Raw genomic sequence first — 15,040 nt, 5'->3', positions numbered from 1 at the left:
TTATTTAAAACTTATTTAAGTTGTTTGAGTATAAATCTTTATTAGCTAAAGGCTTAACTGGGTTCTAACCTGTTCAATAAAATTACCCAAAGTTTCTGGTAAATTAGTAATCTCTCTAATTAGATCTTCGGGTGTAAAGCCAAAAGCATTTAAAAGAATAATGATTACAAAAACAGCAACTGCTGTACTGAGAAAAGTTTTGAATACATTAATTAAAGCTCTAAAGATAAACCAGGCAGAAATTAATGCAGCAGTTAATAAAATTAAATTTGTTGGCACGATCTCGCCTCAGTGAATTTGAATAAAAGTAAAAAATAATACTACTTTAACTGATTCGTTCTTGGAAATAATTTATTTTTTATGTGGTTATTATTACATAGAATTAAATTAAACCATAAGCACAAAGGTTATATAATTTTGCAGGAAAATTAGCTATTTGTAATACTCCAAACTTGATACCAAGATAATCTGAATCAAAAGCTATTCCTAGGGGACTTCCTTGCTGAAATCTAAACTTTATTTTTATCTACACTGTATCTTGCTCTGATATCGGAAATTTAAGTGCGTTCTTAAATAAAAAGTGTATTCTTGGGTTAAAGTTAATTTAATTTAGCAGATAATCCATACAATAATTTCCCAAATAGTTTTATTGTAACGAAACCCACACTTTTATATTCAAAATTTGACTCACATGCTTAACGCCCGTCAATTAGCATTTTTTGCCCTAAAAGAAGTTCACAAAGGGGCTTATGCTGATGTTGCTTTAGATAGAGTATTAAAAAAAGCCAGTTTAAGCGACAATGACCGGCGTCTAATGACAGAATTAGTTTACGGTAGCGTTAGAAGACAACGAACCTTAGATGCTCTAATTGACCAATTAGCTACCAAAAAATCTCATAAACAACCTCCAGATCTGCGCACAATTTTACATTTAGGTCTGTATCAGTTGCGCTATCAACTAAAAATCCCCACTTCAGCAGCAGTAAATACAACCGTTGCTTTAGCTAAAGATAATGGCTTTAAGGGGCTATCAGGATTTGTAAATGGCTTACTGCGTCAATATGCCAGACTTGCAGAAAAAGAAGATCCTTTGCAACTACCACAGGAAACAATTAAACGTTTAGGAACTTTACACAGTTTTCCTGATTGGATTGTGAAAGTATGGGTAGAACAGTTTGGCGATCTAGAAACAGAGCAATTGTGCAGATGGATGAACCAAACACCAACTATTGATATACGGGTTAATCCACTGAAAACTAGTTTAGAAGAAGTTGAAGCTGCTTTTCAATCCGTAGATGTTTTATCTCAACCCCTTGTGGATACACCACAAGCATTACGATTAATGGGTCGCACGGGATCGATTCAAAAATTACCTGGTTTTCAAGAAGGTTGGTGGACAGTTCAAGATGCTAGCGCTCAGTTAGTCAGTCATTTGTTAGATCCCCAACCCGGAGAAGTAATTGTAGATGCTTGTGCTGCACCTGGAGGAAAAACTACTCATATCGCTGAATTGATGGGCGATCGCGGCAAAATTTGGGCGTGCGATCGCACTGCTTCTCGATTACGCAAATTTCAGGAAAATGTCCGGCGTCTGGGTTTTAAATCTATTGAGACAATAACTGTAGATAGTCGTAATTTAACCCAGTTAGAGAATTCTGCTGATCGAGTTTTATTGGATGTACCCTGTTCGGGTTTGGGTACTTTACACCGTCATGCTGATGCTCGTTGGCGACAAACTCCCATTTCTGTGAATGAATTGTCACAACTTCAACAAGAATTACTATCCCATGTAGCAACAGTTGTGAAAGATGGAGGAGTATTAGTTTATGCGACTTGTACCCTTCATCCACGGGAGAATGAAAATATTATTGAAGCTTTTCTCAACAAAAATCCAAACTGGAAAATTGAATATTCGCGCTTGGAAGAACTGGGAACTAGGTACAATACATCACAGGGGTACTTGAAAGTATTGCCACACGAAAACAATATGGATGGGTTTTTTATGACACGCCTAAGAAAAAGTAATAGTTAGGTAATTGGTAATGGCTAATTGGTAATGGGTAATGAGTATTTTTTCTTGATTTCCAATTTCCAATCCCTAGTCGCCAATTTCTAATCCCTATAATCCCTAATCCCCATTGTGCCGTTCAATCTCAAATGGACACATTACTACCATAGGAGGTAGTTATGGCTGCTAATTCCACCAACGTCAAACAATTAGTTAAAATTCTGATGGGAGCTGCCTGGATTGATGGCATAATTCAGCCACAAGAGAGGCAATATATTCGCAAAATAGCTCAAGAACAAGGAATAGAATCTGACCCAGAAATCAAACCTTGGCTGTATGAATTAGTGACGGTCAAGCCAGCGGAATGTTACCAGTGGATCAAAGAGTATTTAGGTGACTCCCCCACTGCTGAAGATTATCAAAATCTACTTCAAGCGATCAGTGGTTTAATTTATAGTGACGGAGAAGTTGCGACCGAGGAAGCAAAGTTTTTGGCTAAACTGCAACAATTATCTGATACTAGTAGTTCAAGTGAAGCTGGTTTTAATGCGATTCTCAAACAAATTCAGAAACTATACCGTAGTTGGGTAGAAGTTAATCGCTGAATCTGATTTTTTTTATTTGGGGCTTAGTAAATCGTATTTACTTTGCCCCTACTGACCTATTTACAACATCTCCGATACCTTTTCCTTTTCTAAATCTGCATGCGATGTTGTATTTACAACAAAGCAGCAACAAGAACTTGGCAAATAAAGGAATCATTGGATGTTTTGAGATGAGTTTTGTTCTAATAAGCACAATCTTATAGCGACAAACTTATAGTGACAAAACACAAAATTTGTTCCCAATCAAAACTTTTTCTCAAAATTTGGTTTTAAAACTTGGTCTTAAAACTTGGTCTTAAAGTTCAGATCTTAAAGCTTAGGATCTCAAAACTTCATATCTTAGAATTTAAGATTTTGGTTCGCTGACGCTGCTTTTATCATCTGTTTCAACTTTAGGTACAAAGTCTGGACGGTCTTTACTTTCCCAACCTGCAGGACGTTTGGAATTGTACCAAGCAATTGACCCAATACCTACAGCAGCAATAAAACCAACTACATATACAGCAGTAAAAGCAAGGGGGAAGTTATGTCCAGTATTTGTTGCGACTTCCATTAGTAAATGCATTTGAGATTTTCTCCTCGAAAAACTTAACAGTACTTAATAATGCTATAAAAATAGCCTACCATTTACTGAGAGCACCTCCTAAAATCAAAACCTTTGACCTGTAGTCACCTCAAATCTCATATCCCCTTCATCATTGATCCCTAAATCTCCCCTCAGCAGTCCAAAAGGAGATAGTACGCGCAAACCAACACCATAACCAAAACCACTTCCAGGTTTACCCCGTTTAACTCCCGGTTCCCCTAAAACACTTCCACTGGAACCAAAATCGGTAGCAAAGTCTGTAAATACAACTCCTCCAACAGATCTGAAAATTGGAAAACGATATTCAACTGAAGCTAGACCATAACTGCGAGCACTTGCAACTTTTCCATTGTCATAACCCCTGACAGAGTTAAGACCACCAAGATTAAAGGAATCAGCAGGGGAAAACGTACCGATAATGGTACCAGTCTGCAAGTTTACTGCTAACATTTCAGTGTTTTTACTAGAACCACGACTGCCAATAAATTTTATCGGTAAATAACGGATATAATTCGCCCGCAAACGGTTACTTTTGATTTTACCCAAGCCAATGGGAATTGCTTGTTCGGTACTCAAAGATAATATAGACCCTTGGGTGGGATAATCCCGGCGATCGCGTTTATCTTGTGTTACTTGCAAAGATAAAGTAACTAAATCATCAATTCCCGTACCGCTCACAGATAGGGGACTATTGGTACTATCAACCCGCGCAACCTGATAATCACTATTACGCAAGCTGATTCTGCTGTAGTTCAAACCTAAAGCCCCATCCCAATCATTGAAAGAACGTAATAAAGCTACTGAAGCGCCAAATCTTCCTTCCCGTGCTGTACTACCATCCTGCAGTCTAATATCATCGCTAAAAGTCTCGGAAAAGTTTCGCTGACGAAAAGCTGCTATTCTGTAACCCAAATGGTTTGGTTTTCCTAAACTGTAACGCTTGGTAAATTCGCCGTTAAATTGAATATCTTTTCCACTGACTTGTAACTCGGTTTTCAGTTTATCATTAAGACCATTGATATTTACATCTCGATAACCAATTTGACCGTAAATTCCAATATCTCCACTATTTCCACCCCCAAACATCCAAGAAGGAGTACTGCTTTCTTTAAGAAAGAAAGTAATCTTTACTCCTGTCTCGTCTTCTTGAAGGGAAACTTTAACTTGATCGAACGACTCGAACTTACGCAGACGCCTTAAATCTGTTTTTAATAGCTTTTCACTGAAGCGATCGCCAGTCTTTAATATTAGATTATCAATAATAAAATCTTTTTGAGTACGCCCTGTTATTGGTTGACCTTTTTTATCCTTTGTTAAACCATCTGTATTTACAAATTTAATTTGAATATTTTTAATTATTTTGGAATCTTCTTCAAGTCTTTCAAAGTATTCTTGAGGTATATTTACTTCATTACCTTTTGCTTTGTTCGTTATGGATTCACATAACAAAAAACCAAAAATAAAAACGAGAATAATTTTAAATCGCATTTGTAAACTGTTATCTATATAATTTTTCATTTTTTATTTGTAAATTATTGTTTTCTTATTTTTCTATTATCACTTATCATCACTAGTTTGTCGTTAGTATAGAATTTATAACTATAAAATATAGTGATTTTAACTTCATTTTTATTTATTTCAGTATCCAAAGAAAGATTTGTAAAATATATCCGAAAACAGAAAAATTATAGATTATGCCAGCCTTAGAAGATTTATTTAGTAAATGGTGTAGTTTACTTTTACAACTTGAAATTAAATCCACAAAAATAACTGAAAATACTTTTGCTTTAATAGCCAAAGAATATTCTCAAACAGGGCGTTACTATCATGATTTGCAGCATATTTTTCACGTTCTAGAAACAATTAAAATTTTGGAAAATTTAACTAATCAATTAACCTCTGTCGAGCTTGCAGCGTGGTTTCATGATGTTGTTTACGATTCTAAAGCTCAAGATAATGAAGAAAAAAGTGCAATGTATGCTACTAATTTAATGAAGTCATTAGAAATTGATTCAAATACCATTGCTAATGTAAATAGCCTCATCTTAAGCACAAAACTTCACCAAGCCGATATAAATGATATTGACAGTCAAATTTTGTTAGATGCAGATTTAGCTATTTTAGGTTCTCCGGTTCAACAATACCTTACATACGCGAAAAATGTTCGTCAGGAATATGCTTGGGTTTCAGATCGGGATTATCAGAACGGTAGACGAAGATTTTTGGAACAATTTTTGCAACGGAAACGTATTTACTATACGGATGCAATGTTTGAAAAGCTAGAACAATCTGCGCGTAGTAATTTAACTGCAGAATTGAGGACTGACACGATAAATTTTTCTATTTAGGAAATTTCTAGTCACATGAGCACATTGGTTTGTGCTGTTACTTATTTTACTCATCAATTCAAATACAAATATTAAGTAGTTAATGATACTTAATTCTTTGATTGGTGAGTTTTATGTATAACTCTTTCACCGAAGCAATCTCAGGATAATAAAAATATTGAAATGATATCTTATTCAAGAAAATAACTGGTATTATTATTCAGTCATAAGAATTACTTTTTACAAATAAGTCTTACAGCCAAATGTAATATTCGATTACCCACTTCAAATTAATTGTCACCTTTTTATCACTTTTGGCACCCATTTTTGTCACTTTTCATCCGTACCATTGACGTAATTCTTATTTGTCTAGGGTTTATGCAAGCTCTTGTTTTATTTGGGATTAGAGTTCGCTGACACTAATCCCTTTTCTTAAGGTTTGAGAAAAATCTAGCATCTCATACCTATTACTTATCTAGAAGATCTAATGATTTTCACTTACTACTAACCAGTTGTTAAGGGTAGGTTTAGCTACATATAAACTTTTCCACTATCATTCTTGCTCCATTGTAGAGACGTTAATTTGAAATGTCTCTGTAGAACTTCTTTATTCATGCTTTTGTGTGACTGAAACCCTACGTTCCCAGTCAATGTCGCTGTTTTTAGTGTTTATGTACAACGATACGCTTCATCACGACTTTCAGAGTACCAAACTCAGTTATAGCCACTAAATTACAAGCTCCGAGCAATTTTGTTTGAAACTTTGAGAATTGAAAACCAGATAATTGGAAACTAAATGATGAATAAAACTCAGACCAAACCTAAATTCAACTATGGCGAAGCTCTACAAAAGTCTAATTTATTCTATGTAGCCCAGCGTTCCGGCGATCTACCTAATGATAATCCTATTCCTTGGCGTGATGATTCTGCTCTCAAAGACGGAGCAGATGTGGGTCGCGATCTAACGGGGGGATATTACGATGCGGGAGATCATGTGAAATTTGGGTTTCCCATGGCTGCTTCAATGACCATGCTCAGTTGGGGTGTCAATGAGTATCGTGATGGTTACAAAAAAGTTGGTCAACTCGATGAAACCCTCGATAACATCAAATGGGGAACAGATTATCTTCTCAAAGCCTACGACGATAAAGGAACTGCAACCACAAAAGATGATGTTTTTTGGGGTCAAGTAGGTAGTGGTCAAGCCGATCATGGTTACTGGGGAGCACCCGAGGACATGACAATGGCTCGTCCAGCATTTAAAGTGGATGCGCAAAATCCCGGTTCAGATTTAACAGGAGAAAGTGCTGCAGCGTTAGCTTCTGCATCTATAGCTTTTCGTGGTACTGATGATGCTTATGCTGACAAACTCTTAGATAAAGCTAAGCAGCTTTATGAGTTTGCTGATAAATATCAAGGTGCTTACACTAATTCAATCCAAGATGCTAGTGCTTTCTATAATTCTTGGAGCGGTTACAAAGATGAACTTGCTTGGGGAGCAGCTTGGTTACACAAAGCTGTTAAAGCTGCTGGTGATAGTGACAGTAAATACTTAGATAAAGCAGAAAGTTATTATAACGGTATAAATAGCGGTTGGACGCAAAACTGGGATGACAAAGCTTATGGTACCGGTATTCTGCTAGCCCAAGAAACGGGTAAAACTAAATATAAACAAGATGTAGAAGCCTGGTTAGACAATTGGTCAGATTCTAACGGTGGGATCAAAAAAACTGAAGGTGGTTTAGCCTGGTTAGACCAATGGGGTTCCCTACGCTATGCAGCAAATACAGCCTTTTTGGCAGGTGTATATGGGGACACAGTAAACGATAAAAGTGGAAAATATACCGACTTTGCTGAAAGTCAAGTTAATTATATTTTAGGAGATAATCCTAGAGATTCCAGCTACATGGTGGGTTTTGGTAAGAATTCTCCCCAGAATCCCCATCATCGAGCAGCATCTGGTACAACTAATATTGGTAATCCCGATCCCAACAAATACACCTTATACGGAGCACTAGTTGGTGGTCCTTCTTCAGCAGATGATAATGCTTACAAAGATGAGCGTACTGACTATGTAGCTAATGAAGTCGCCTTAGACTACAATGCAGGTTTGACTGGTGCTCTTGCAAGGATGACTAAGGAGTTTGGTGGAGAAGCATTAACCAAAATTCCTGGTGTCAACCTTGATGGAACTAGTAATCCAACCGATCCAGTCGGTGGTGGTGGAAATCCCGATGGGGGTGGAAATCCCGATGGGGGTGGAAATCCCGATGGGGGTGGGAACCCCGATGGTGGTGGAAATCCTGATGGTGGTGGGAACCCCGATGGTGGTGGGAACCCAACCGATCCAATAGGTGGAGATGTCAAATTTTCTGTAGCCAACGAATGGAATGATGGCTTCACAGGAAATATTAAGCTTACAAACAACAGCGATAAACCTATGAATGGTTGGGAGTTAGAATTTAAAGCTCCCTTCGAAATCAAAAATCTTTGGAATGGTAATATTGAAAGCCACGAAGGAAACAAATACGTAATAAAAAATGCCGACTGGAATGGCATGATCGCACCAGGTCAATCAATTGAGTTTGGTTTCAATGGCAGCAATTCTGATAATATGCAGTTGGAATTGGGTAATGTGGAACTCAATGGAGTAGCAACTGGCGGTAACCCAACTGACCCAGTAGGTGGTGGAACTGACAACCCAACTGACCCAGTAGGTGGTGGAACTGACAACCCAACTGACCCAGTAGGTGGCGGTACTGACAACCCAACAGACCCAGTAGGTGGTGGTACTGATAATCCAACTGACCCAGTAGGTGGCGGTACTGGTGGTGGAGTTGACCCAATTACGGGTGTTACAGATTCAAAAATCCAAGCCGGTACCGAATATGAAGGTGATGGAACTTTTTATGGTGCAACTGGAGGAGGACATTGTAGCTTTGATCCTGTAAAACCAGGGGAACCATTAATGGTTGCTGCAATGAACCATGAACAATACGATAATTCGGAAGCTTGTGGTGCTTATGTAGAGGTATCTGGACCTAAGCAAGCTGAAGGAGCCGACCCAATCGTTGTCAAAATTGTGGATGAATGTCCTGAATGTAAGCCTGGTGACCTGGATCTAAGTCCTGAAGCGTTTGAGTTGATTGGTAACCCAATTGATGGTCGTATTCCCATAAGTTGGCATTTGGTAAATCCTCAAAGTACAGACCCAATTACATACCATTCTAAGGAAGGAAGTACAAACGAGTATTGGACTGCAATACAAATTCGTGATTCTAATGCTCCGATTTCTAAAGTAGAAATGCAAGAAGCTAACGGTAACTGGTCTGAGCTTGAGCGCAAACCTTATAACTTTTTTGTTGATAGCGATGGTGTTGGTGTGGGAGAACATACCTTCCGAATAACTAACACATTAGGACAAAGCATCATGGACACATTTGAGCCTGCTGTCGGTGGACAGGATGTTGTTGGTCAGGTCCAGTTCCCTACAGACCCATTCCCAACACCCATGGTCTAGTTAGTTTTAACTCTTGGGTTGACCTTTGAAGCTTTCAAACATAAGTCATTAGTCATTTAAATATTGGTGGTGGATAGATGTAGAAAAATGTCTATCTTCCACCTTTTACTTTTGGTGCAGTCAATTTCACCACAAACTTAATTGTTTCGGAGATGTGTCTTGATCGTTCCAACTTGGTAAGGGCGGTATTTGAATTCCGGTCTTTCCTAAAATTTCGTGAAAATGACGGGCATTTCTGGGAGAATATTCTTCTTGAGGACAATGAATAAATAAATATATGCGTTTTTCTTCCTCTAACCATTTTTTAATATAGATTGCCCATTCCTCCATATAAGATTGATTTTCTGGTAAATTAGGGTGGGAAATAAATCGAATCAGGCTGAAAGGTGCGGTCACGCTGAAGTCGACCGGAAGTTGGGGTTTTTTACGTTCGGAATGCAACTGTGGATTATCTTCGCAATTATAAATTGGGCGGGTATCCAATAAAACTCTACCCACGCCAAATTTTTCTAGTAAGGTTGTTAATTCTGTAGTGTGGGGCTCTACAAACCAGTTTTGATTGCGAACTTCTATTGCTAACTCAACTCCAGTTTGCTGCCAAGCTTCGATAAAAGTTCTCAAATCGTCGATCGCAGTTGGTGGATAACTTGGTGGTAACTGAGCAAACACTGGTCCGAGACGCTTTCCATCTGCTAATGGTTTTACTCTATTAACAAAGTTAAGTGCATCGGGAATTTTAGGCGAAAGTAAATTATTGTGGGTGATATCTCTGGGTAATTTGAGACAAAATTCAAACTCTGGGGGAGTTTGTTGCACCCAACGAGTTACGGTATCCTGTTTGGGAACGGCATAAAAGGTAGTATTACCTTCAACGCTGCTAAAGCGACGACTGTAAATCTTGAGAAAATCAGCAGCACGAGTACCTTGGGGATAGAGTGTACCAACCCAATCTTTGTAAGCCCACACAGCACAGCCAATAAAAAAATCCACAATCCGATGCCCCTGTCAATAATTCTTTATTTATCGTAGCTTTCCATGGACAGATATGTGCGTTAACTAGGATTTAATCGGGGTAGTTTATGGAAAAGCTAACTCTTCATCAATTACCAATTACCATATGACGCTTACGCGTCACGCCTTGCTAACACTGCGTTAGCAGTGCGGGCGTATACCAATTACCAATTACCAACTCGTTACTCCAAATTTAGCCCCAAGTTATCAAACATTTCTCTTGACATGGGTTCATTTGCACGCTAAATCACATCTAATATAAAGCATAATATCTAAGCAACACGATGATTATAGGAAAATCATTTGTAGATTATTCATGGAATGATATTGTTCAATGGTTAAAAATTGATACCCTCAGTTCTGCCGATCGCCAAGAACTTTTATTGTTATCTATGATTGCTGTCGTAAGCCTAGCATTATGGCAGTTTAGATTAGGAAGAAGTATTGTTAGACCTTATTTTATTTTAGGTGTTTTCTTCCATGAAGTAGGACATGCCATCGCAATACTAATGTTAGGCGGAAGACCTGTAAAAATACAACTATTTCTTAACGGTGGTGGTGTTACACGGAGTTACTATCAATCTTTCGGTAGATTTCGTAGAGCAATAGTTTCAAGTGCAGGTTTTCTGGGAAGTGCTTTAGCTGGTGGTCTATTGATATTAGCTTCTCGCAATCCTAATATAACTAATAATATTTTGATTATTCTGGGAATATTTTCATTAGTCATAACCATTGTTTGGGTTCGGGAATGGCTTGGATATGGATTTATGACGATGATTTTTTGGGGAATAATCATACTTGTGATCGCATTTAGAACACCTCCAGAAGTTCAGAAGTTAATGATTCAATTTTTAGGTATTCAACTTAGTATGATTAATTTTCTTAATATTTGGTATTTATTTGATATGCGACCATCTTCTGATGTGGGAAAAATTGAAAGATATCTATGGTTACCCTATTGGTTTTGGGGAATAATGATAACTCTTTTGTGTGTAGAAATCCTAGTTCAAAGTATTCGTATTGCTTATTTCTCTAATTATTTTCAGTAGCTATTAAGGTCACTTGATATAAGTTAGTTCGATTTTTTGAGTGTGTTATGTGTGGAATTCATAACACACAAATCTTCAAAATTATGATGTTCCATATTTGATTTCACATATTTACTACTTTTGATTTGCTTCTAAATTAGCTTTCTTTTCCAAGTACTGTTGATGCTCTTCTGATGCTAACCAATAAGCTCCTTTGGGTTTAATTTCGGTGACAATTGGTCGCTCATATTTCCCAGATAATTGCATTTTCTGTTTTGACTGTCTTGCGATTGTTGCTTGCTTGGGAATGTGATAGAAAATTACTGACCTGTATTGTTCTCCTCGATCTGGACCTTGCCGATTTAAACTTGTAGGGTCATGAATATTCCAAAATATTTTTAACAATTCATCATAAGTAACTATATTGGGGTCGTACTCTAGTTGTGCAACTTCTGCATGTCCTGTAATCCTGGAAACCACATCTAGATAAGAAGGGTTTTCAAAATGTCCGCCCATATATCCCACAGAGGTGGAAATAACACCTTTTATTTTCTGAAAAGCTGCTTCTACTCCCCAAAAACATCCTGCTCCAAAAGTTGCTTTTTCCATGGTTGTATTATTTAGGACTCAATAAATATCATATCTTGGAGCTTGAACCATTCGTAGTTGCTAATTGCTAATTGCTGACTGGTAATTGCTAACTGATAAGTCAGTAAAGGTAGGAGATTTATCAAATCCTAATTTCTGAATATCTTCTATAAGCCACTTCCAGTGTTTTTGTTCTTCATATGTATGTATGTTTATTAATTAATTAATTCCTGGATTATGTTATTGGTTGGTTCTTACCGAAAACATATTTACATACTTCTGCAAAACCCATAATTAAAGGAGATAGACAGAGAGCAAAAGCCAATTTTTACTTTGTATCTATACTTTTAGGTTGGAGATATTCAAATAGTGGTAACTGGGCAAATTCTTGCCTTATCTTTTCAATTAATATGAATACTTATTTAATTTGAAAATTTCTTTATTATTTTTTCACCAGTACCAACTTTATAGAGTGAGTTGGGTACCAGTAAAATCAGTATCAAGAACGTATCCTAGTCGAGTTTTATTTTGCATCGGAACATCCAATGATTTTTATTTCGTCCGATAATGAAACATTGATTAAAATTAATATTTAATTACTTAAATATATTGAGTTCTATATAGTAAAGTTTAATATTAACCAAAATATATAAAACTTCTTGCTAAAAATTTGTTAATTTTGCAAGATTTTGAAATAATTCATGAAACTGTGTCAGGTAAGTTGATACACAAAACTTTTAAGTTTTGCTTATTTTTTCTTAATAGTGAATAATTAATATGATCTTTATTTGTCAATAAGTTAAAATACTCAATTAATTGCAATTCAAAGTAACAATTATGTAGGATAAATTTTCTATTTGCTCATCTGTTCTACGTTAGGTGAGACAATCTGTAAATAGAGTTTTGGTATAGCGTTTCTGTGTTGTCGTTGTTCCTATTTAAGGAGATGCTGCACAAAGATAATGAATCGCGATCGCAAAAGGTATATTAATCATGGCGAAGCCAGTCATTTTAACAGTTGATGATGACCCAGTAGTTTTACAAGCTATCGCGCGAGACTTGCGCCAAAAATATGGCGATCGCTTTCGAATTGTCCGTGCTGACTCGGGTGCAAATGCTTTAGATGCACTTTCCAAAGTCAAACTGCGTAATGAAACTGTGGCATTATTATTAGCCGATCAAAGAATGCCACAAATGTCAGGAGTAGAGTTTTTAGAAAATGCGGTAGAAATGTATCCCGACGCGAAACGGGCTTTACTTACTGCTTATGCTGATACTGACGCTGCAATCCGTGCGATTAACAAAACCCGCATTGATTACTATTTAATGAAACCTTGGGATCCTCCTGAGGAAAGATTATATCCAGTACTTAATGATCTACTGGATGATTGGTTAGCAGGATTTATCCCTCCATTTGAAGGTGTTCGGGTTATTGGTAATCGTTGGTCTCCTGATTCTCACAAGGCGAAGGATTTTTTAGCACGAAATCAAGTACCCTACGAATGGTTGAATATTGAAGTCTCCGAAGAAGCCCAAAAGTTAGTGAAGTATGCTGAATGTGAAGAACTCAAACTACCTTTGGTACTTTTCCCTGATGGTTCTTCTTTACAACAACCAAGAAATATTCAAATTGCGGAAAAAATTGGCTTACAAACCCAAGCTGAAAAACCATTTTATGATTTGATTATTATTGGTGGAGGTCCTGCTGGTTTAGCTGCTGCAGTATATGGAGCATCCGAAGGTCTACGAACGGTAATGATTGAGAGGGAAGCACCAGGAGGACAAGCAGGAACTAGTTCCCGAATTGAAAATTACCTTGGGTTCCCTGTAGGTTTGAGTGGTGCTGATTTAGCAAGACGCGCTTTAACTCAAGCACGACGTTTTGGCGTAGAGGTTCTTACACCCCAAGAAGCAAAAGGTATTTCTATTCAAGACCAATATCGCATTATTAAATTAGCTGATGGTAGTGAGATAAGCTCCCATGCTGTGATTCTAGCTTTGGGTGTAGCATGGCGACGTTTGAATGTTCCAGGAATTGACCGTTTAACTGGGGCTGGTATTTATTACGGTGCTGCTCAGACTGAAGCTTTATCTTGTAAAGGTGAGGATGTTTATGTTGTTGGTGGAGCAAATTCAGCCGGACAAGCAGCGATGTATTTTTCCAAATATGCTCGTAAAGTAATTATGTTAGTACGGGGCGAGTCTTTAACTAAAAGTATGTCGCAATATTTGATCGATCAAATTGAAAGTACCCCTAATATTGAAGTTCAAGTAAAAAGTAGCGTTGTAGAGGTCAAAGGTGAAAATAGTTTAGAAGCGATTACTATTCTGAATAGTTTGACTCAAGAACAGCAAACAGTTAATGCGAATTCTTTATTTATATTCATTGGCGCTCAACCCAGCACTGAATGGCTTCAGGATGTAGTTAAAAGAGATGAACGCGGGTTTATTTTAACTGGTCCCGATCTAATGCCTAACGGACGTTGTCCCAAAAATTGGAAACTCGAACGCGATCCGTACTTACTGGAAACTAATATTCCCGGAGTATTTGCTGTGGGGGATGTGCGTCATGGTTCCATCAAGCGAGTTGCTTCTGGTGTGGGTGAAGGCTCAATTTGCGTTCAGTTTATCCATCGACATTTAAGTAACTTTTTGTAAAGATACCTTCATCTTTTCTTAAGGAAATGTAGTAAATTCGAAATAAGAATGTAGAGACATTCCAGAGCTTGCGGTATTGGCTTAGATTCTGGTCGTCTCTACAGGGATTTCCGTTTGTATATGGATAAGATGCAGGAGTAATTCGAAATGGATTTTCGATTTTTGGCATTTTGGCAACTATTTTAGTCACCAACTAAATATCCTATATATATCCATGCGTTCTTGTGCAAGTAATGAATTCTCTTTTCCCCGGCAATTTTGTCGGGGGTTTTTATTATAAACTATTTTCAATATTTTGAGTGCGATTCTAGATGATTTTTGTTAAGGATTTCTTATAGGAGATTGGCGGCTGGGGATTGGCGTTAGCGCAAGCGCGTAAGCGTACCGGGTTGGACGCGGTTTGCGCCGTAAAAGCTCTAGGTATTGCGTGACGCGACAGCGCCATATGGGAATACTTCTATTCCGGAGAAGGTGATTGAGTGATAAGGGAGTGTGGGAAGTGTGGGAAGAGTGGGGAGTGTGGGGAGTGTGGGGAGTGTGGGAAGTGTGAGGAGTGTGGGAAGTGTGGGAAGAGTGGGGAGTGTGGGAAGTGTGGGAAGTGTGGGAAGAGTGGGAAGTGTGGGAAGTGTGAGGAGTGTGGCAAGAGTGGGGAGTGTGGAAAGATCTTAAATACCCAATTACCAATTACCAATTACCAATTACCGATCAC

12 protein-coding genes are annotated in these 15,040 nt (G+C 37.7%); 7 read left to right on the top strand and 5 right to left on the bottom strand.

Features of this window, described 5'->3' with window-relative positions; all coding sequences use genetic code 11:
- Positions 1 to 45: 45 nt before the first annotated feature.
- On the bottom strand, positions 46 to 279 hold the full coding sequence (locus tag BC008_RS34570; RefSeq protein WP_027843265.1) for a hypothetical protein: 234 nt from the start codon (positions 277 to 279) through the stop codon (positions 46 to 48).
- Between the two features lie 412 nt (positions 280 to 691).
- On the opposite strand from BC008_RS34570, the gene BC008_RS34565 reads away from it, so the two are divergent.
- Positions 692 to 2,032: a 16S rRNA (cytosine(967)-C(5))-methyltransferase gene (locus tag BC008_RS34565; RefSeq protein WP_027843266.1), complete on the top strand. Its 1,341-nt coding sequence runs from the start codon at positions 692 to 694 to the stop codon at positions 2,030 to 2,032.
- A 155-nt stretch (positions 2,033 to 2,187) separates the two neighbouring features.
- Positions 2,188 to 2,613, top strand: coding sequence for a tellurite resistance TerB family protein (locus BC008_RS34560; RefSeq protein ID WP_027843267.1), 426 nt, complete (start codon positions 2,188 to 2,190; stop codon positions 2,611 to 2,613).
- Positions 2,614 to 2,959: 346 nt separating this feature from the next.
- Here BC008_RS34560 and psb35 read toward each other — a convergent pair whose 3' ends face one another.
- The gene (gene psb35, locus BC008_RS34555; protein WP_027843268.1) at positions 2,960 to 3,178 is read right to left on the bottom strand and encodes a photosystem II assembly protein Psb35; all 219 of its coding nucleotides are present in this window, start codon (positions 3,176 to 3,178) and stop codon (positions 2,960 to 2,962) included.
- Positions 3,179 to 3,262: 84 nt separating this feature from the next.
- Positions 3,263 to 4,717 carry a BamA/TamA family outer membrane protein gene (locus BC008_RS34550; RefSeq protein WP_058184237.1) on the bottom strand — a complete coding sequence of 485 codons (1,455 nt, stop codon included), beginning with the start codon at positions 4,715 to 4,717 and terminating at the stop codon, positions 3,263 to 3,265.
- Positions 4,718 to 4,893: 176 nt separating this feature from the next.
- Here BC008_RS34550 and BC008_RS34545 point away from each other — a divergent pair, with 176 nt between their 5' ends.
- Both BC008_RS34545 and BC008_RS52285 read left to right on the top strand, forming a co-directional pair.
- Entirely contained in the window at positions 4,894 to 5,547 is a 654-nt protein-coding gene (locus tag BC008_RS34545; protein ID WP_027843269.1) for an HD domain-containing protein, read from the top strand.
- A 775-nt stretch (positions 5,548 to 6,322) separates the two neighbouring features.
- Positions 6,323 to 9,046, top strand: coding sequence for an expansin EXLX1 family cellulose-binding protein (locus tag BC008_RS52285; RefSeq protein WP_082650699.1), 2,724 nt, complete (start codon positions 6,323 to 6,325; stop codon positions 9,044 to 9,046).
- Between the two features lie 126 nt (positions 9,047 to 9,172).
- Here BC008_RS52285 and BC008_RS34535 read toward each other — a convergent pair whose 3' ends face one another.
- Positions 9,173 to 10,036, bottom strand: a complete 864-nt coding sequence (locus BC008_RS34535) for a DUF72 domain-containing protein (protein ID WP_027846965.1) — start codon at positions 10,034 to 10,036, stop codon at positions 9,173 to 9,175.
- A 305-nt stretch (positions 10,037 to 10,341) separates the two neighbouring features.
- On the opposite strand from BC008_RS34535, the gene BC008_RS34530 reads away from it, so the two are divergent.
- Positions 10,342 to 11,106, top strand: a complete 765-nt coding sequence (locus BC008_RS34530; protein WP_058184234.1) for a M50 family metallopeptidase — start codon at positions 10,342 to 10,344, stop codon at positions 11,104 to 11,106.
- A 114-nt stretch (positions 11,107 to 11,220) separates the two neighbouring features.
- Here BC008_RS34530 and msrA read toward each other — a convergent pair whose 3' ends face one another.
- Positions 11,221 to 11,694 (bottom strand): peptide-methionine (S)-S-oxide reductase MsrA, encoded by a 474-nt coding sequence (gene msrA / locus BC008_RS34525; RefSeq protein WP_027844270.1) that lies wholly within the window; start codon positions 11,692 to 11,694, stop codon positions 11,221 to 11,223.
- 972 nt (positions 11,695 to 12,666) lie between these two features.
- Here msrA and BC008_RS34520 point away from each other — a divergent pair.
- Positions 12,667 to 14,331: a response regulator gene (locus tag BC008_RS34520; protein ID WP_027844269.1), complete on the top strand. Its 1,665-nt coding sequence runs from the start codon at positions 12,667 to 12,669 to the stop codon at positions 14,329 to 14,331.
- Between the two features lie 501 nt (positions 14,332 to 14,832).
- On the top strand, positions 14,833 to 15,000 hold the full coding sequence (locus tag BC008_RS49915; protein ID WP_161938194.1) for a hypothetical protein: 168 nt from the start codon (positions 14,833 to 14,835) through the stop codon (positions 14,998 to 15,000).
- Positions 15,001 to 15,040 lie beyond the last annotated feature (40 nt).

The sequence above is a fragment of the Mastigocoleus testarum BC008 genome (assembly GCF_001456025.1).
In the GTDB taxonomy this organism is placed as follows: domain Bacteria; phylum Cyanobacteriota; class Cyanobacteriia; order Cyanobacteriales; family Nostocaceae; genus Mastigocoleus; species Mastigocoleus testarum.
This window is presented reverse-complemented; position numbering and strand designations above follow the sequence as displayed.